The 16,306-nt window shown below is 68.4% G+C and carries 16 protein-coding genes; 3 read left to right on the top strand and 13 right to left on the bottom strand.

Features of this window, described 5'->3' with window-relative positions:
* Positions 1-110 precede the first annotated feature (110 nt).
* Complete coding sequence (locus tag AC1DHX_RS04440; protein WP_230009603.1) at positions 111-893, top strand: VOC family protein; 783 nt, start codon at positions 111-113, stop codon at positions 891-893.
* 142 nt (positions 894-1,035) lie between these two features.
* Here AC1DHX_RS04440 and purM read toward each other — a convergent pair whose 3' ends face one another.
* From purM to AC1DHX_RS04425, 3 genes are all read right to left on the bottom strand, one after another.
* Complete coding sequence (purM, locus tag AC1DHX_RS04435; protein WP_223913416.1) at positions 1,036-2,205, bottom strand: phosphoribosylformylglycinamidine cyclo-ligase; 1,170 nt, start codon at positions 2,203-2,205, stop codon at positions 1,036-1,038.
* Entirely contained in the window at positions 2,202-3,878 is a 1,677-nt protein-coding gene (gene purF, locus AC1DHX_RS04430) for an amidophosphoribosyltransferase (protein ID WP_476860196.1), read from the bottom strand. The genes purM and purF overlap by 4 nt, the downstream gene beginning before the upstream one ends.
* Before the next feature lie 64 nt (positions 3,879-3,942).
* Positions 3,943-4,326 carry a hypothetical protein gene (locus AC1DHX_RS04425; protein ID WP_476856974.1) on the bottom strand — a complete coding sequence of 128 codons (384 nt, stop codon included), beginning with the start codon at positions 4,324-4,326 and terminating at the stop codon, positions 3,943-3,945.
* A gap of 89 nt (positions 4,327-4,415) precedes the next feature.
* Between AC1DHX_RS04425 and AC1DHX_RS04420 the strand changes: the two genes are divergently transcribed.
* A complete protein-coding gene (locus AC1DHX_RS04420) occupies positions 4,416-5,264 on the top strand; it encodes a class I SAM-dependent methyltransferase (RefSeq protein ID WP_476860195.1) in 849 nt (282 codons plus the stop codon).
* A 126-nt stretch (positions 5,265-5,390) separates the two neighbouring features.
* On the opposite strand, the gene AC1DHX_RS04415 is transcribed toward AC1DHX_RS04420, so the two are convergent.
* Entirely contained in the window at positions 5,391-6,341 is a 951-nt protein-coding gene (locus AC1DHX_RS04415; RefSeq protein ID WP_476860194.1) for a hypothetical protein, read from the bottom strand.
* A gap of 211 nt (positions 6,342-6,552) precedes the next feature.
* On the bottom strand, positions 6,553-7,032 hold the full coding sequence (bcp, locus tag AC1DHX_RS04410; RefSeq protein ID WP_028275479.1) for a thioredoxin-dependent thiol peroxidase: 480 nt from the start codon (positions 7,030-7,032) through the stop codon (positions 6,553-6,555).
* A 239-nt stretch (positions 7,033-7,271) separates the two neighbouring features.
* Between bcp and AC1DHX_RS04405 the strand changes: the two genes are divergently transcribed.
* A complete protein-coding gene (locus AC1DHX_RS04405) occupies positions 7,272-8,180 on the top strand; it encodes a serine hydrolase (protein WP_476860193.1) in 909 nt (302 codons plus the stop codon).
* A 51-nt stretch (positions 8,181-8,231) separates the two neighbouring features.
* Here AC1DHX_RS04405 and AC1DHX_RS04400 read toward each other — a convergent pair whose 3' ends face one another.
* The 8 genes from AC1DHX_RS04400 to AC1DHX_RS04365 form a co-directional block, all read right to left on the bottom strand.
* Complete coding sequence (locus AC1DHX_RS04400) at positions 8,232-8,729, bottom strand: peroxiredoxin (protein WP_476860192.1); 498 nt, start codon at positions 8,727-8,729, stop codon at positions 8,232-8,234.
* A 44-nt stretch (positions 8,730-8,773) separates the two neighbouring features.
* Complete coding sequence (locus AC1DHX_RS04395) at positions 8,774-9,439, bottom strand: winged helix-turn-helix domain-containing protein (protein ID WP_476899880.1); 666 nt, start codon at positions 9,437-9,439, stop codon at positions 8,774-8,776.
* Positions 9,436-10,779 (bottom strand): allantoinase AllB, encoded by a 1,344-nt coding sequence (gene allB, locus AC1DHX_RS04390; RefSeq protein WP_476860190.1) that lies wholly within the window; start codon positions 10,777-10,779, stop codon positions 9,436-9,438. Before allB ends, AC1DHX_RS04395 begins: the two co-directional genes overlap by 4 nt.
* Positions 10,772-11,986, bottom strand: a complete 1,215-nt coding sequence (locus AC1DHX_RS04385; protein ID WP_476860189.1) for a glycerate kinase — start codon at positions 11,984-11,986, stop codon at positions 10,772-10,774. Before AC1DHX_RS04385 ends, allB begins: the two co-directional genes overlap by 8 nt.
* A gap of 1 nt (position 11,987) precedes the next feature.
* Positions 11,988-13,778: a glyoxylate carboligase gene (gene gcl / locus AC1DHX_RS04380; protein WP_476856967.1), complete on the bottom strand. Its 1,791-nt coding sequence runs from the start codon at positions 13,776-13,778 to the stop codon at positions 11,988-11,990.
* A gap of 160 nt (positions 13,779-13,938) precedes the next feature.
* Positions 13,939-14,850 (bottom strand): 2-hydroxy-3-oxopropionate reductase, encoded by a 912-nt coding sequence (locus AC1DHX_RS04375; protein WP_290370298.1) that lies wholly within the window; start codon positions 14,848-14,850, stop codon positions 13,939-13,941.
* 94 nt (positions 14,851-14,944) lie between these two features.
* The gene (locus AC1DHX_RS04370) at positions 14,945-15,745 is read right to left on the bottom strand and encodes a hydroxypyruvate isomerase family protein (protein WP_476860188.1); all 801 of its coding nucleotides are present in this window, start codon (positions 15,743-15,745) and stop codon (positions 14,945-14,947) included.
* A gap of 279 nt (positions 15,746-16,024) precedes the next feature.
* Complete coding sequence (locus tag AC1DHX_RS04365; protein ID WP_162159054.1) at positions 16,025-16,186, bottom strand: glycine zipper domain-containing protein; 162 nt, start codon at positions 16,184-16,186, stop codon at positions 16,025-16,027.
* Between the last annotated feature and the right edge of the window lie 120 nt (positions 16,187-16,306).

Genomic DNA, 16,306 nt, shown 5'->3' with positions numbered 1-16,306 from the left:
CCGCGCTGCGCCGCGGATGAGCCGGCGCAGTTGTCACCAGCGGGGCGCCGGGCTACGTTGTTCGTGCCGGATTTTCCCGGACGCCACACCGATGCCCCGGAAGGACTGCCATGACCATGCGCAAAGGATTCGCCGAGGGCGAGCTCTGCTGGACAGACCTCCAGACCCCCGACGTGGAGACAGCGAAGGTCTTTTACACGGAGGTTTTCGGCTGGCGGTACGAAGACCTGCCCACTCCCGACGGACGCAGCTACGCGAAAGCCTTCCTGGGCGACGACCTGGTTACCGTGCTCGCTCCGCAGAACGCCCGGCAGGAAGCCGCGGCCGAACCGGGCCGGTGGAACGTGTATTTCGCGGTCGACGACGCCCGGGACCTGGCCGCCGAACTGGCGCATTCCCCCGGGCACCTTGAATTCGGCCCCGAGGAGATCGGTGACACCGGCGTCATGGTCTTCTTCGCCCCGCCCGGCGGCGGAACCACCGGGGCCTGGCAGGCCGGCAGCCACATCGGAGCCGGCCGGAGCCAGGAGGCGGGCACCTTGGCCTGGGCTGAACTGCTCACGCCGGAACCGCAGGCCGCCGTCGGCTTCTTCCAACAGCTCTTCGGGCACGACGTCACCGAATACCCCCAGGACGACGGCGGCACCTACACCACGCTCATGGTGGGCGGCGCCGAGGTGGCCGGCATCGCCCGGGTTCCCGGCGACGCGCAGGACACCCTCGAGCCGGGGTGGCAGGTCTACTTCGGCGTCTCCGACGTCGCAGCGGCGGTGCAGGCTGCGGTGGCCGCCGGCGGCGTCGTGCTGATCGAACCGGACGAGGTCGAGGAAGCCGGAACCATCGCCACCCTCAAGGATCCGCAGGGCGGCGTCTTCAGCCTGCTGGAGGTTTAGGACCGCGGCTTAAACGGATCGAGTGCTCCCCACCGGCTCCCTCGCCTCGCAAGCTCGGCCAGGGAACCCTGCCGGCGTGGGCCCGGCTGCCGTTTTGAGACCTCAAAACGGCTGAGGAGCACTCGACGTGGGTCGGGCCCGTTTAGGCGTAGGCGTTGACCAGCCGGACGGCGCCGCCGTCGACGCCCTTGGCGCCCTGGACGTAATCCGGGCCGGTCTTGAGGACCGCATCCGAGTTCTGCTCGACGGTGCCCATGATCCAGGACGGCAGGCCACGGTCGTTGAGCCGGTTCACGGCCGCGTCGGCCGCTTCCGGCGAAACAATGGCCACCATGCCCACGCCCAGGTTCAGGGTGCGCTCGAGGTCGGCCAGCGGGACGTTGCCGAGCTCGGAAACCAGCTTGAAGATGGCCGGGAGCTCCCAGGTGGAGCGGTCGACGGTGGCCAGCAAGCCCTGCGGGAGGACGCGGGCGAGGTTGGCTGCGAGGCCGCCGCCGGTCACGTGGCTGAAGCCGTGGACGGCCTTGCCGCCCGCGGAGCCGTTCACCGGGAAGGTGCGGGCGAGGTCCAGGCAGTCCGCGGCGTACACGCGGGTGGGCTCGAGGAGCTCCTCGCCCAGGGTGCGGCCTAGCTCGGAGACCTGGCGGTCCAGGGCCCAGCCGGCGTGGTTGATGACGCGGCGGACCAGCGAGTAGCCGTTGGAGTGCAGGCCGGAGGAGGCCATGCCGATCACCACGTCGCCGGCGCGGACGCGGTCCGGGCCGAGCAGCTGGTCGGCCTCGACAACGCCGGTGGCGGCACCGGCGACGTCGTACTCGTGTTCCCCGAGCAGGCCGGGGTGTTCGGCGGTTTCGCCGCCCACCAGGGCGGTGCCGGCGACCGAGCAGGCGGCCGCGATGCCGCGGACGATGTCGGCGATGCGCTCCGGGACCACCTTGCCGCAGGCGATGTAGTCGGTCATGTACAGCGGCTCGGCGCCCACGACGACGATGTCGTCCACCACCATGCCGACGAGGTCGTAGCCGATGGTGTCGTGGATGTCCATGGCCTGAGCGATTGCCACTTTGGTGCCGACGCCGTCGGTGGAGGTGGCCAGCAGCGGGCGCCTGTAGGTAAGCAGCCGGGAGACGTCGTAGAGGCCAGCGAACCCGCCGACGCCGCCGATCACCGAGGCGTTGTGGGTGGCCTTGACGGCGTCCTTCATGAGTTCGACGGCGCGGTCTCCCGCTTCGACGTCGACGCCGGCGGAGGCGTAGGTGATGCCGGCGTTCTGGGCGGCGTTCATGTCAGCGGCCGGGGAGGCGGAAGTCATACTGGCTCTTTCTTGTCGGCTGTGGTGACGCGGTCGGCATCGGTGAGCAGTTCTTCGAATTCGGAGTCCGGCCCCGGATCGCAGCCGGTGGCGCCGGCCTTCTCGGCCGGATCGTCGGCGATGGAGGTGCCGGGTTCGGCGTCGGACGCCGCACCGGAGGGCGCCGCGGCGGAATCAGCCGCGCCGGCGGCGGTCGGGAGGCCGCCGAGGTCGGTGCGCTCGAGCAGGTTCTTGCCGAGCTTGTCCGCGCCGGGCAGCTCAATCGGGTACTTGCCGGTGAAGCAGGCGGTGCAGAGACGCTCGCGCGGCTGGCGGGTGGCGTCGATCATGCCGTCTTCGGAAATGTAGGCGAGCGAGTCGGCGCCGATGGCCTGGGTGATCTCGTCGATGGTGGCGCCGTTGGCGATCAGTTCCGCCCGGGAGGCGAAGTCGATGCCGTAGAAGCAGGGCCACTTGACCGGCGGGGAGGAAATCTTGATGTGGACGCTTGCGGCGCCCGCCTCCCGGAGCATCCGCACGATGGCGCGCTGGGTGTTGCCGCGGACGATCGAGTCGTCCACCACCACGACACGCTTGCCGCGGATCACGGATTCGAGGGCGTTGAGCTTGAGCCGGATGCCGAGCTGGCGCAGCGTCTGCGAGGGCTGGATGAACGTGCGGCCCACGTAGGAGTTCTTGACGAAGCCGTGCGCGAAGGGGATGCCGGACTCTTCGGCGTAGCCGACCGCCGCGGGGGTGCCGGATTCCGGCACGGGAATGACGATGTCCGCTTCCTGGGTGTTTTCGCGGGCCAGCTGGCGGCCCATTTCGACGCGGGATTCGTACACCGAGCGGCCCGCAATGGAGGCGTCCGGGCGCGCGAGGTAGACGTATTCGAAAACGCAGCCGGCCGGCGTCGCCTCGGCGAAGCGCTGCGAGCGGACGCCGTCCTCGTCGATCGCGATGAATTCGCCGGGTTCGATTTCGCGGATGAAGCTGGCGCCGACGGTGGCGAGGGCGGACTGCTCGGAGGCAACCACCCAGCCGCGTTCAAGCCGGCCCAGGCACAGCGGGCGGATCCCGTAGGTGTCGCGGGCCGCGTAGAGGGTGCCCTCATCCATGAAGACGAAGCAGAAACCGCCCTTGACCATGGGCAGCAGCTCCATGGCCGTCTGCTCCAGGGACTTGCCCTCTTCGCCCTCCAGGAGCGCGGTCACCAGCGCGGTGTCGGACGTGTTGCCCTGCTTCATCTCGCCGCTGAGGTTTCCGCCGTTGCGGTCCTCGATCATCGCCTTGAGCTCGGCCGTGTTGGTCAGGTTGCCGTTGTGGGCCAGGGCCACGGTGCCCGTGGACGTCGCGCCCAGGGTGGGCTGGGCGTTGGCCCAGTGGCTCGCACCGGTAGTGGAATAGCGGCAGTGGCCGACGGCCAGGTGCCCGGTCAGGGTGTTCAGCGTGGTCTCGTCGAAGACCTGGGAAACGAGGCCCATGTCCTTGTAGACGTTGATCCGCTTGCCGTCGCTGGTTGCTATGCCAGCCGACTCCTGACCGCGGTGCTGCAGTGCATACAGCCCGTAGTAGGTGAGTTTTGCTACTTCTTCACCGGGTGCCCAGACCCCAAAGACGCCGCATGCGTCCTGAGGGCCTTTTTCGCCTGGGAGAAGATCATGAGAAAGTTTTCCATCGCCGCGTGCCACTGGTCGATTATCTCACGATGTGCGCTAAGACTTTTCCGGCGGCCGGTTTATGACCTGACGCCCTTCAGCGGAGGTTCCCGTCGCGGCCCTCGTCGTCGTCGGCGTCCGGTGCGGATTCGACGACGGCGTGCTCGGCGCGGCGGACGCTCCGCCGGTCCAGGACCAGGGCGATCGCGGCACCCACGATGACGCCGCCGGCCGCGCAGAGGACCATGAAGAAGCCGAAGACCGAGGAACGGTCGAAGCTCGGGTCACCGGGCAGGGCGAAGGCGATGATGGCCGCGACGGCCACGCCCAGGAGCCCGCCCAGGATCAGGAAGGGCACATATTTCGGGGCCCGGCGGACGGTGACCTCGCGGCGCTCCGGAACGCCGCCCTGAACGTTGCCCTGTGCCGGTTCCCGCTGGGGGTCGTTGCCTGCTGTGCCGGGGGTTTCGTGGGGAGACATGCCGTTAAGCCTACTGCCCTTCGACTCATTGCCGCGGACCGCATCCCAGAGCAGACTAGGGCTAGGTACAGACGAGCTAAGGATCCGCCATGTTAGCCTCAGCCGACCGTGTTCGTGAGGAGCAGCGCTTGCTCTGGGATGAGTTCTCGGCGGGCTGGAAGAAATGGGACGCGGAACTGCTCGGCTGGCAGGCCCCGTTCGGCGACGCCCTCCGCCAGGAGCTCCGGCTCCGCCCCGACTCAGTGGTGCTGGACGTCGCGGCAGGCACGGGGGAGCCCGGCCTGAACGTGGCCGCGCAGGTGCCGGAAGGCCGTGTGGTCCTGACTGACATTTCGGCCGGAATGCTCCGGGTGGCCGAGGAGAAGGCATCGGCCCGGCGCCTGAACAACCTGGACTTTCAAGTGTGCGATTCGGCCGCCCTGCCGTTCCGCAACAACACATTCGACGCCGTGTACAGCCACTTCGGCTTGATGTTCTTCCCGGTGATGTCCGCGGCCATGGCAGAGATGGCGCGCACCGCGAGGCCGGGCACCCGGGTGGGCGCCGTCGTCTGGGGACGCGCGGCGGCAAACCCCTGGGCCAGCCTGATCCTGGGCACAATTGCCCGGCACCGGGAACTGCCCATTCCGCCCGCCGGGACTCCCGGGCTGTTCCGCTGCGCACCCACTGGGTTCATGACCCGGATGTTCAAGGAGGCCGGGCTCGCCGAGGTGGCCGAGCACCAGGTCAGCACCGACCTGGTGCACGAATCCCCGGAGAGCTACTGGGAGTTCATGACCGACATCGCGACCACCGTGGCGATGGGCCTGGCCAAGGCGGACGCGGAGTCGCGGGCCCTGATCCGTTCGGATGTGTTCGCTCTGCTGGGCCGCTACGAGCACGGCGGCGCGATCCGGCTCCGGTCCACCGCCACCGTGGTGGCGGGGACCAAGGTGTAGCCGGCTGGCGTCCCGGGCCCGTTTTCGCGGCGTTTTCGGACAGGGGCTGCGGTTTCGGACGGGCGCGCCGGGGATCCGCGCTGCACGGGTCCGATTTCGTAGCGAATTCCCGGGAACGTGGCGGGATCAGCGCCGGCAGGACGGGAGCGGCCGCCGGGGAACGCCAGCCGCCGCCAGAAATGTGCCGAATGTTCCGGGATTGGCCAGCTCCGACCACGTCCAACGGATCACCCGGCGGCCGGTGGCACGAATCCGGTCCTCCCGGCGTTTCTCGTCGGTGAGGGCCTCTGCTGGCGTCCGGCCCTGGAGATACTCCGCCTTGCGGTACTTCACGAGGCCGTCGAACTCTCCGCAAAGCTGATCATCGGGCCAGTCAAAGTCAGTGAACGCCACTAGCCCCCGGGCATCACGAATTTCGACCTGGAGGAGCGGGATCCGGAAGCCGAGCCGGTACATCAGAGCGCGGCTCACCGATTCTCCAGGGGAGCCGGATGCAGGATCAGCAAACTGCAGGGCGGTCCGGATCCGCCGGGCCGCGGCTGCCGTGTAGTTGCCGCCAATGCCGGCGTCGAGTTCCCCGCGGCTGAGCGGTGCCAGGTTGCCAGGCCGCGGCCCCAGGACATGGTCGAATACTGCGACGCCCTGCTCAAACGATTCGAAGGCGGCCAGGTCCAGTGCTGTCCGGACACGGTCTGTGACCAGGAGCCCGTGACGTTCCTCGATCTGCACCGAGCCCAAATCGACCAGATGCCGGCGGACCCCGGCGCGCGAGCGCCCGCCGCCGCCGTCGGACGTGCAGGCATGCACCAGATGGCTGTGGCCCAGAACCGGCATGTCCCACAGCACAGCGGAGGACTGGCGGCAGAAGACGGTCCGGCTCCGCAATGTGGAAGCAGCCGCCCGGATGAGGACCCGATTCCTGTCCCACGGCGGCAGCGCCTCCCACTCCTGTTCCCGGACGTACACTCCCTGCCTGATGCGCCGGAGCTGCCCGGCTTTCGCCTGCCGTGCAAGGCCCCGCGCGTCCTGGCCGAGGCGCGCGAGGTCGCTGCTGAGAATCAGTCGGGGTAGGTCCATGCCCCGATGGTGGCCCGCGCTGCGGGGCCGGACAACCACCTGCGGGGCGGATGTGGAAAACTACTCCGCTGCGGCTTCGGACCGGCGCGCAGCTATGGGAACCGCGCGCCGCGGATCCGTGCTGCATCTGTCCGATTCCGCCGCGGTGGTCCGAATCCGCCGCGAGAACGCCGCGAGAACGCCGCGGGAGCGCCGCGGGAGCGGTGCAGCGTTAGACGCCCAGTGCTTCCTTCAGCGACGCCACGTGGCCCTGGGCCTTGACCTGGTACTGCGCCAGTTTGACCTTGCCCTCGGGGTCCAGCACCACGGTGGAGCGGACGATGCCCTCCGTGACCTCGCCGTGGACCAGCTTCTCGCCCCACGCGCCGTAGGCGAGGGCCACGGCGTGGTCCTCGTCGGCCAGGAGCGGGAAGGTCAGGGCGAAGTCGCCGGTGAAATGGGCCAGGGCCTCGGGGGCATCGGGGGAGATGCCCAGGACCTCGTAGCCGGAGCCCTGCAGGGACGCGAGGTTGTCGCGGAAATCGCACGCCTCGGTGGTGCAGCCGGGGGTTGCCGCCTGCGGGTAGAAGTACACAATGACGTTCTTGCCGCGGTAGTCGGCCAGGGCAACCGGCTTGCCTTCGGCGTCAGGCAGGGTGAAATCCGGGGCCGGGGTGCCCGGCTGAAGCTTGACGGTCATGTTTGCGCTCATGATGATCCTTCGGGGGTGGACAACGGGTCTGTGATGCACAACATCGTGGATCGAGGCTGTATTCCGCCGCCTGGGTCTGGCAAGGACCCGTCCGGGGCGGCTTTGGCAGGCTTGGGGCCGACAGCTTTTTCATAGCTCCGGCATAGCTGCCGTAGCTAGATTGAAGTCATTATGGAACAGCGAAATCCACAGCAGCGACGATTTGGATTCGGGCGCACTTCCGGCCGCGGGCGCGTCGAGTGACCGTCCGGCCACGGGCCTTGATGGGTGCGGTCTGTGCAGCAGTGCTCGCGGTCGTCCTGGCCGCAGGCATCTATTCCTTTGCGCAAGCCCGCTTGACGGCGGCGAATCCCACGACGACGTCGGCCGCGCCGTCTGCCGCGACGACGGCTGAGGCCGGTGCTTCGCCGTCAGCCAGTCTCAATCCGGCGGTCCCGGCGTCGAGCGCGGTGGACGCTGCCCTGGACGCGCGCATCCAGGCCATTCTCGCTGCCAACAGCCAGTACCAGATCGGCGTGGCGCTGGTCGGCCTCTCCCAGGGCGCCGGTACCGCGGACGTCCACGAATACGGTGTCCGGGAGAAATTCGTGGCCGCGAGCACAGCCAAAGTCCTGGCCGCGGCGGCCTACTACCACTTGGTCGAAACCGGGGCGGCCAGCCTCGATGACCCTTTGGGGAGCTACACCGCCGGATTCCAGCTCCGGGAGATGATCCAGCAGAGCGACAATGACTCGTGGTCGCTGATCATGGACGCCGCGGGCCACGAGGAGCTGACGGAGTACGCGGCATCGCTGGGCGTGAGCTATGACCCGGAAATCAACACGCTGACACCGGCGGAAATGGCGACGATCCTGGCGGGGGTCTATTCCGGGACGCTCCTGACGGCAGACCACACCGCCCAGCTGTTGTCCTATATGCAGGACACCAACTACGAAACGCTCATTCCCGCCGCCGTTCCGGAGGGGATCACGGTCTTCCACAAGTACGGGCTCCTGGGCGGTGAACTGCATGACGCCGCCGTCCTCGCGCAAGGCAGCACCGCATACGCGCTGGTCATCTACACCAAGGGCCAGGACTTGAGCGACGTCCCGGAACGCACCGAGGTGATCCATCAGCTGACGCAGGCCGTGGCGGGCGCCCTCTTCTAGGCCGTTTCCAGCCCGCGCACGTCCGGGTCCGCCCGCATGGCGTCCGAGCCCCTAGATGCCAAGCTCCTCCCGCAGCGCCCGCACGTGGCCCTGCGGACTGACGTGGTATTGCGCCAAGACCACGTTGCCATCGGGACCGACAACCACGGTGGACCGGATCGTGCCTTCGCGGACCTCGCCGTCCATCAGCTTCTCGCCCCAGGCGCCGTACGCGAGGGCCACAGCGTGGTCTTCGTCCGCGAGAAGGGGGAACGTGAGCGCATGTTCCGCGGCAAAGGCGGACAGGGCCTCCCGGGCGTCGGGTGAGATGCCAAGGACCTCGAAGCCTGCGCCGTGGAGGGCAGCGAGGCTGTCTCGGAAGTCGCAAGCCTCGGTGGTGCACCCGGGAGTGGCTGCGCGGGGGTAGAAGTAGATGATGACGCCTTTGCCGCGATAATCGGCCAGGGAGATCCGGCGGCCGGCAGCATCTGGCAGCGTGAACCCGGGTGCTGGATCTTCGCTGTGCAGCTTAGTGATGGCGTGCAGCTTGGTGGTGACGGTGGATTGCATGCAGTTCCTTCGATCGAGGGTCGGGATGGTTGTGGCAGCGGAGCTCAGATGCTGTATTCCGCTGGTCCGCGGACCGTCGCCCGCGGACCGGGGACGAAGCGGTAGCCGCCGCTGCGGACGGTGACGACGGCGTGCCGGCAGCCCTTGAGTTTCCGGCGCAACCGGCCGACGTACACGTCGATGGACCGGGTTGCCGCGCCCGGGGTGTCGAACGCGTCGAGGCAAAGCTGCAGCTCCTGCCGGCTTACCGTGCGGGAGCAGTTCTGCACGAGACATCTCAGAAGCGTGAACTCCAGATCCGTCAGGGGCACCCGCTCTCCATCCAGCCTGGCGTCTCCGGCCGCGAGGTCGACGGCGAGCCGGCTGATGCTGCCGGGGACGGGCTCCAGGCCCGCCCCGCCGGTGTCCCCGGCGGGATCTGCTGTTCCCGCCGGGGCGCCGTCGTCTCCGGGGGACCGGACGACGGCGGATGTTGCGGCTCCGGCGGCGGGCCTAAAGTGGACTTCCGCCTCCGGGGCACATCTGAGGGCGCGGCCGAGCACGAGTTCGGCCGCGCGGGCCAGGCACACCGGGTCAACGTCGGAGTCGTCCGGCACCGTGACCCAGACCGCCAGTCCCTTCGCGGTGAGGCCGGCCTGCCGTGCCTGCCCGTTATGCCGGGCCCGTCCGTGAACGGCGGGCGGGGTGCCGGCCACGGCCGCCTGGCTCACACGCCGCCGCGGCGGATCAGCTTGCCGGCCGGGGTCCGGCCGTCGATCAGGGTGCCGCGGAGGTAGGTCTGCCGGACGACGCCGGAAAGCGCCTTGCCGTCATACGGGGTGATGGGGTTCTTGTGCTTGAGCTTGGAAGCATCCACAACGAAAGCCTCGTCCGGGGCAAATACGGCGAGGTCGGCGTCGTATCCCGGCGCCAGTTGGCCTTTATTGCCCAGGCCGGCGAGTTGGGCCGGCTTTGCCGCCATCCACGAGAGAACCTGCTCGAGCGGGATGCCGCGGTGCCGGGCCTCGGTCCAGATCAGCGACAGGCCCAACTGCAGCGAGGAGACGCCGCCCCAGGCCACGGCGAAGTCACCGTTTTCCAAGTCCTTCAGGTCCAGGGTGGACGGGGAGTGGTCCGAGACGATGCAGTCGATGGTGCCGTCCTGCAGGCCGGCCCACAGCAGTTCGCGGTTGGAGGCTTCGCGGATCGGCGGGCAGCACTTGTAGGCTGTGGCGCCGTTCGGGATTTCCTCGGCCGTCAGCGTCAGGTAGTGCGGGCACGTTTCCACGGTGAGGCGAACGCCGTCGCGCTTGGCGGTGGCGATCATGGGGAGCGCGTCGGAGGAGGAAAGGTGCAGGATGTGGGCGCGGGCTCCGGTCCAGCGGGCCCGTTCGATGACCTCGGCGACTGCCTTGTTCTCGGCCCCGCGCGGGCGGGAGGCCAGGAACGTGGAGTAGTGGTCGCCGCCGGGGTGGGGCGCGTGGTCGATCGCGTGGGAGTCCTCGGCGTGGACGATCATGAGCGAGTCGAAGGACTTGAGCTCGGCCATGTCCTGTTCCATTTCGTCCGCTTCCAAGTGCGGGAACTCGTCCACGCCGGAGTGCAGCAGGAAGCATTTGAAGCCGAAAACGCCCTCGTCGTGCAGCGGCCGCAGTTCGTTCTTGTTGCCCGGGACGGCTCCGCCCCAGAAGCCGACGTCCACGAACACCTGGTCCCCGGCCACCTCCCGCTTGAGTTTCAGGGCCTCCACGGTAGTGGTGGGCGGGATGCTGTTCAACGGCATGTCAATGATGGTGGTGACGCCGCCGGCCGCTGCCGCCCGGGTGGCGGACGCGAATCCCTCCCACTCGGTCCGGCCGGGCTCATTGACGTGCACGTGGGTGTCCACGAGGCCCGGCAGGAGGGTCTCGTCGTCGGCGAGTTCAATGACTTCACTGCCGGAGAGGCCGTTGCCCAGCGGCTCGATCGCGACAATCACGCCGCCGCGGATGCCGACTTCCCGGGCGGCGATGCCGGCGGTGGTCAGCACCCGCTGCCCGCGGAAGACGACGTCGTAGGTTTCTTCAGACACTGAGGGTCTCCTTTCCCGGAGCACTGTCCAGGGCGCGGGCGCCCTGCGCGGAGTGCGCCACGTTGGCCAATTGCTCGCCGAGTTGCCGTCCGAGGCGCTCCAGCAGCGCCGCGGCGTCGGTTATACATGTGTCTACATTGCTTTCCAGCTCCGTCAAAGCGTGGACTGCGAGGAACCCGGAACTGCTGATCTGCTCCGGGGTCAGGACGGACCGGCCGCACACCGCGACCACCGGAACCTTGGCGCGGCGCGCCGCCCGGGCAACGCCCACCGGAGTCTTGCCCAGCAGGGTCTGTTCGTCGAGGCTGCCTTCGCCGGTGATCACCAGATCCGCGCCGGCCAGCCGCTCGGCCAGCCCGGTGAATTCGAGGACGACGTCGATGCCGGGCCGGCGGGTCGCGGCCAGTACCGCGATGGCTGCGTAGCCCACGCCGCCGGAAGCCCCGGCACCCGGAGCGTCCGCAGCCTTCCGCGCCCGGGGCCCGATTTCGGCGCAGAGCACGTCCACAAAGCGGGCCAGGGCGGCGTCGAGGGCTGCTACGTCCTCGGGGGTGGCGCCCTTCTGCGGACCGAAGATCGCAGCGGCGCCTTGGGCACCAAGCAACGGGTTGTCGACGTCGCTGGCGAGTACGAAGCGTGCGCCGTCCAGGCGGGAATCGAAGCCGGAGAAGTCGATCCAGTCCAGCCGGGCCAGGGCCGCACCGCCGGGCGGAAGCTCGTTGCCGTCGGCGTCGAGGAGCTTGGCACCGAGTCCCTGCAGGACCCCGGCGCCGCCGTCGGTGTTGGCGCTGCCGCCGACGCCCAGGATGATCTGCCGGCACCCGGCGTCGAGCGCGGCCCGGATCAGTTCGCCGGTTCCCTTGCTGCTGGCGCCATTGGCGGAGGCGGAATCAGGGCGGCCGCCCCTGCCGCCGGGCAGGACGGCGAGGCCGGACGCGGCGGCCATCTCAATGACCGCCTCGCGTCCGCGGACCGCGAACTCCGCCCGGATCGGCGCGCCGGTGGGGCCGCTGACGACGGCGCTGCGGCGGGCGAAGCCGGAGCCGACGGCGGCATCGAGGGTGCCCTCGCCGCCGTCGGCCACGGGAATCCGCAGTACCTCCAGATTGCCACCGCAAGCCCTCTGCAGCCCTGCTTCGAGGTGCCGGGCGACGTCCGGGGCCGAGAGCGATCCCTTGAACTTGTCCGGCGCTATGACGACGCGCATCTCAGGCCTGCAGGGCCAGAATGGCGGTGGGGGCGTCCTCGGCGGTCTCGGCCAGGGCCTCGAACTCGTTGACGGCGTTGATTTCGGTGCCCATGGAGATGTTCGTGATCTTCTCCAGGATGACTTCCACCACCACCGGAACCCTGAACTCGCCCAGGAGCGCCTTGGCCTTGTCGAACGCGGCAGGCAGGTCCTCCGGGTTTTCCACCCGGATCGCCTTGCAGCCCAGGCCCTCGGCCACCTTAATGTGGTCCACGCCGTAGCCGCTTGCGGTTGCAGAGAGATCCGTGGAGTTGATGTTCTCGAACGCCAGGGACACGTTCTGTTCCATGTTGAAGCCGCGCTGGGACTGCCGGATCAGGCCGAGGTAGGAGTTGTTGACCACAACGTGGATGTACGGCAGGTTGAATTGCGCGCCCACGGCCAGTTCCTCGATCATGAACTGGAAGTCGTAGTCGCCGGAGAGGGCAACCACGGTCTGGTCCGGCTTGCCCCGGACCACGCCCAGCGCGGCGGGGGCGGTCCAGCCCAGCGGGCCTGCCTGTCCGGCGTTGATCCATTTGCGCGGGCCGAACACGTGCAGCATCTGGGCGCCGGCGATCTGCGACAGTCCGATGGTGGACACGTACGTGGTGTCCTTGCCGAATGCTTTGTTCATTTCCTCGTACACGCGCTGCGGCTTGATCGGCACGTTGTCGAAGTGGGTCTTGCGGTGCAGTGTGGCTTTGCGCCCGGAACATTCGTCAACCCAGGCGGTGTAGTCCGGCAGGGACCCGGCGTCCCGGCGTTCCCGGGCCAGCTCCAGCAGCCCATCCAGGGCGGCGCCGGCGTCGGAGGCGATGCCGAAGTCCGGGGAGAACACGCGGCCGATCTGGGTCGGCTCGATGTCGATGTGCACGAACGTGCGGCCGGCGGTGTAGGTGTCCAGGCCGCCGGTGTGGCGGTTGGCCCAGCGGTTGCCGATGCCGATCACGGAGTCGCTGCGCAGGAAGTTCTCGTTGCCGTACCGGTGGCTGGTCTGCAGGCCCACCATGCCGGCCATGAGTTCGTGGTCATCCGGGATCGCGCCCCAGCCCATCAGGGTGGGGATCACGGGGACGCCCAGCAGCTCGGCCAGTTCCACGAGCTGGGCCGAGGCTCCGGCATTGATGATGCCGCCGCCGGCCACGATCAGCGGGCGCTCGCCTGCGGTGAGCATGTCGAGTGCCTTTTCCAGTTGCTTCCGGCTGGCCCTGGGCTTCTCCACGGGCAGGGGCTCATAGGTGTCGATATCGAATTCGATCTCGGCCATCTGCACGTCGATCGGCAGGTCCAGCAGGACCGGGCCCGGCCGGCCTGAGCGCATGAGCTGGAAAGCTTTCTGGAAGGCTCCGGGAACCTGGCCGGGTTCAAGGATGGTCATGGCCAACTTGGTGACCGGCTTGGCGATGGACTCGATGTCCACGGCCTGGAAGTCCTCCTTGTGCAGCTTGGCCACGGGTGCCTGGCCGGTGATGCAGAGCATCGGGATGGAATCGGCCCACGCCGCGTACAGGCCGGTGATCATGTCCGTGCCCGCGGGGCCCGAGGTGCCGATGCAGATGCCGATGTTGCCGTCCTTGGCCCGGCTGTAGCCGTCGGCCATGTGGCTGGCGCCTTCAACGTGGCGGGCCAGGGTGTGGCGGATGCCGCCGTGGGCCCTCATGGCCGAATAGAACGGGTTGATCGCCGCGCCTGGCAGGCCGAACGCCTCGGTGGCGCCCTCCTTTTCCAGGATGGCGACGGCTGCGTCTACAGTGCGCATCTTCGTCATGGTGTGCTCCTTGAAGGTCTGTTTTTGGGTGTGCTGAAGGGAAGCCCGGCGAATCGTCGCGGGCACCTCTTGTTGGGGGGAGGGCGGGCCGCCGTCGTAAATCTCGACGCCGGCCGGTGCGTTCGTGTCGAAGTGCCCCTTGACGGGGCGGCAGCGCCGCTTAGTTGCGGCCGCTGAGCTTCAGGACCTGCTTGAAAAGGCCCGAGTGGTCCAGTCCGCCGTCGCCCTGGTTGACGGTGGCGGCGACGAGCTGCGCGACGATGGCGCCGAGGGGGACGGCGACATTGGCCTCGCGGGCCGCGGAGGTGACGATGCCGAGGTCCTTGTGGTGCAGGGCCAGGCGGAAACCGGGGTCGAAGTTGCGGTCCAGCATTTTCTGGCCCTTCTGCTCCAGGACCTTGGAGCCGGCCAGGCCGCCGCCGAGGACCTTGAGGGCGGCGTCCGTGTCCACGCCGTAAGCCTCGAGGAAGGCGATCGCCTCGCCAAGGACTTCAATGTTGACGGCCACGATCAGCTGGTTGGCTGCCTTGACGGTCTGGCCGGCGCCGGAGGGCCCCACGTGGACGATGGTCTTGCCGACGGCGGCCAGGACATCCCGTGCCGCCTCGAAGTCGGCGGCGTCACCGCCCACCATGATGGAGAGCGCGGCGTCGATGGCGCCTTGTTCGCCGCCGGAGACCGGGGCGTCGAGGGGACGGATCCCGGCGGCCCGGGCGTCGTCGGCGAGGCGTTTGGCGACGTCGGGGCGGATGCTGCTGGCATCAACCCACAGGGCGCCCGGCTTGGCGTTGTCGAACACGCCGTCGGGACCGCTGACCACGCCTTCGACGTCGGGGGAGTCCGGCACCATGGTGATGACCACGTCGGCGTCCCTGACGGCCTCCGCGATGCTCGCGGCACCCTTGCCGCCTTCGGAGACGAGCTTGTCGGTCTTGTCCTGGCTGCGGTTGAAGCCCGTGACCGCGTGGCCGGCCTTGACGAGGTTGATGGCCATGGGCAGTCCCATGATACCGAGGCCGATGACTGCGATGTTGCTCATTGTGGTTCTCTTTCTGAAGTCTTTGTGTTCGATGTAGCGCGGGTGTGCTTCTTTGCCACGGCGGGCGGTGGGCCCACGCCCGCCGGGTTCCCTGGCCGAGCTTGCGAGGTTAGGGAGCGGGTGGGGATTACTGCGGGACGCGCTGGCGGATGGCCCAGCTGAATGCGGTCTCCGCGGGTTCCTTGTATTCGAGGCCGATGTAGCCCTCGTAGCCGAGTGCGCGGCTGCGGGCGATCCATTCGCCGAGGGGAAGCTGCCCGGTTCCGGGAGCCCCGCGGCCGGGGTTGTCGGCGATCTGGATGTGGCCGAAGTCCTTGGCGTGCTTTTCGATGACGGCGGCGACGTCGTCACCGTTCACGGCCAGGTGGTAGAAGTCCGCGAGGAGCTTGACGTTCCCGGCGCCGGATTCCTGCTTGACCCGGGCGATCACATCGAGGGCATCCTGCGCCTTGAGCAGGGGGTACCGGGGGGCGCCGCTGACGGGTTCCAGGAGGACCGTACCGCCGATGCGGGCCACGCCGGCAGCCGCCGTCGCGAGATTTTCGGCGCCAATGGCGTCCTGCTGCTCAGCGGATTCGCCGTCAATGCGGTTGCCGTAGAGGGCGTTGAAGGCCTTGCAGCCGAGGCGCTCACCGATGCCGGCGACGACGTCGATGTTGTCCTGGAATTCGGTGGAGCGCGCGGGCCAGGAGACCAGGCCGCGGTCGCCGCCGGGCATGTCGCCCGCGTTGAAGTTCAGGCCCGTCAGCTGAACGCCGGCGTCGGTAATGGCGTTCTCAAACCGGGCAACCTCGACGTCGGTGGGGACGGAGGTCTCGAAGGGCCACCAGAATTCTACGGCGTCAAAACCGGCGGCCTTCGCGGCGGCCGGGCGTTCCCAGAGGGGGAGCTCCGTCAGGAGGATGGAGCAGTTCACGGTGTACGTCATTGTGGGTTCCTTCCGGTGTGGGCGGGAGCTGGATCCCGGGCACCTTTGCCTTGCAGATCCTTGCTTGTTTTCCGCTTTGTGGAATTAAGATTCTGCTTTATGAAAAGTGTAGGGAAGGTTGGGCCGGGGAGTCAAGGGGTGAGCGAATGGGGGTGTGGCTGCGGGGTGAGGCGCGAGGGACCCCGATATTCTTGCCCCGGCACCTCGGAGCGCGGGAGCCTACGGTATTTCAGGTTCCGGCAGTTCAGGGCGCGCGGGCAGCAGATGCGGCGAAATTCCCTACCGCTTCGTTGGGTCCTTGCGGATGCCCAGGCCCACGAGTGCGCCGACCCCGAGGCCGATCAGCAGGCCCGTGAATGGCTTGTCGACGGTGGTGACTCCGATGGCGAAGCCGAGGGCCGCGCCAAGGAGCATTCCGATCCACAGGGATTCGTACTTCACAGCCTCAGGCTAGCAAGCATCGCCCGGGCCGCAAGGGCTCCGGGCTGGGTGACCAGATTTGGTGCCGAGGCGCGGCCGGCGGAACCACGGAGGAGTCCGCCCCGTCAGACGGGGCGGACT

It is taken from the genome of Arthrobacter sp. 05N33_2 (genome assembly GCF_056397425.1).
This window is presented reverse-complemented; position numbering and strand designations above follow the sequence as displayed.

Bases quoted from the DNA above. Each gene is read 5' to 3' on its own strand.
- AC1DHX_RS04440 (WP_230009603.1), top strand. From the start codon at position 111: ATGACCATGCGCAAAGGATTCGCCGAGGGCGAGCTCTGCTGGACAGAC.
- purM (WP_223913416.1), bottom strand. From the start codon at position 2,205: ATGACTTCCGCCTCCCCGGCCGCTGACATGAACGCCGCCCAGAACGCC.
- AC1DHX_RS04425 (WP_476856974.1), bottom strand. From the start codon at position 4,326: ATGTCTCCCCACGAAACCCCCGGCACAGCAGGCAACGACCCCCAGCGG.
- AC1DHX_RS04420 (WP_476860195.1), top strand. From the start codon at position 4,416: ATGTTAGCCTCAGCCGACCGTGTTCGTGAGGAGCAGCGCTTGCTCTGG.
- AC1DHX_RS04415 (WP_476860194.1), bottom strand. From the start codon at position 6,341: ATGGACCTACCCCGACTGATTCTCAGCAGCGACCTCGCGCGCCTCGGC.
- bcp (WP_028275479.1), bottom strand. From the start codon at position 7,032: ATGAGCGCAAACATGACCGTCAAGCTTCAGCCGGGCACCCCGGCCCCG.
- AC1DHX_RS04400 (WP_476860192.1), bottom strand. From the start codon at position 8,729: ATGCAATCCACCGTCACCACCAAGCTGCACGCCATCACTAAGCTGCAC.
- AC1DHX_RS04385 (WP_476860189.1), bottom strand. From the start codon at position 11,986: ATGCGCGTCGTCATAGCGCCGGACAAGTTCAAGGGATCGCTCTCGGCC.
- gcl (WP_476856967.1), bottom strand. From the start codon at position 13,778: ATGACGAAGATGCGCACTGTAGACGCAGCCGTCGCCATCCTGGAAAAG.
- AC1DHX_RS04370 (WP_476860188.1), bottom strand. From the start codon at position 15,745: ATGACGTACACCGTGAACTGCTCCATCCTCCTGACGGAGCTCCCCCTC.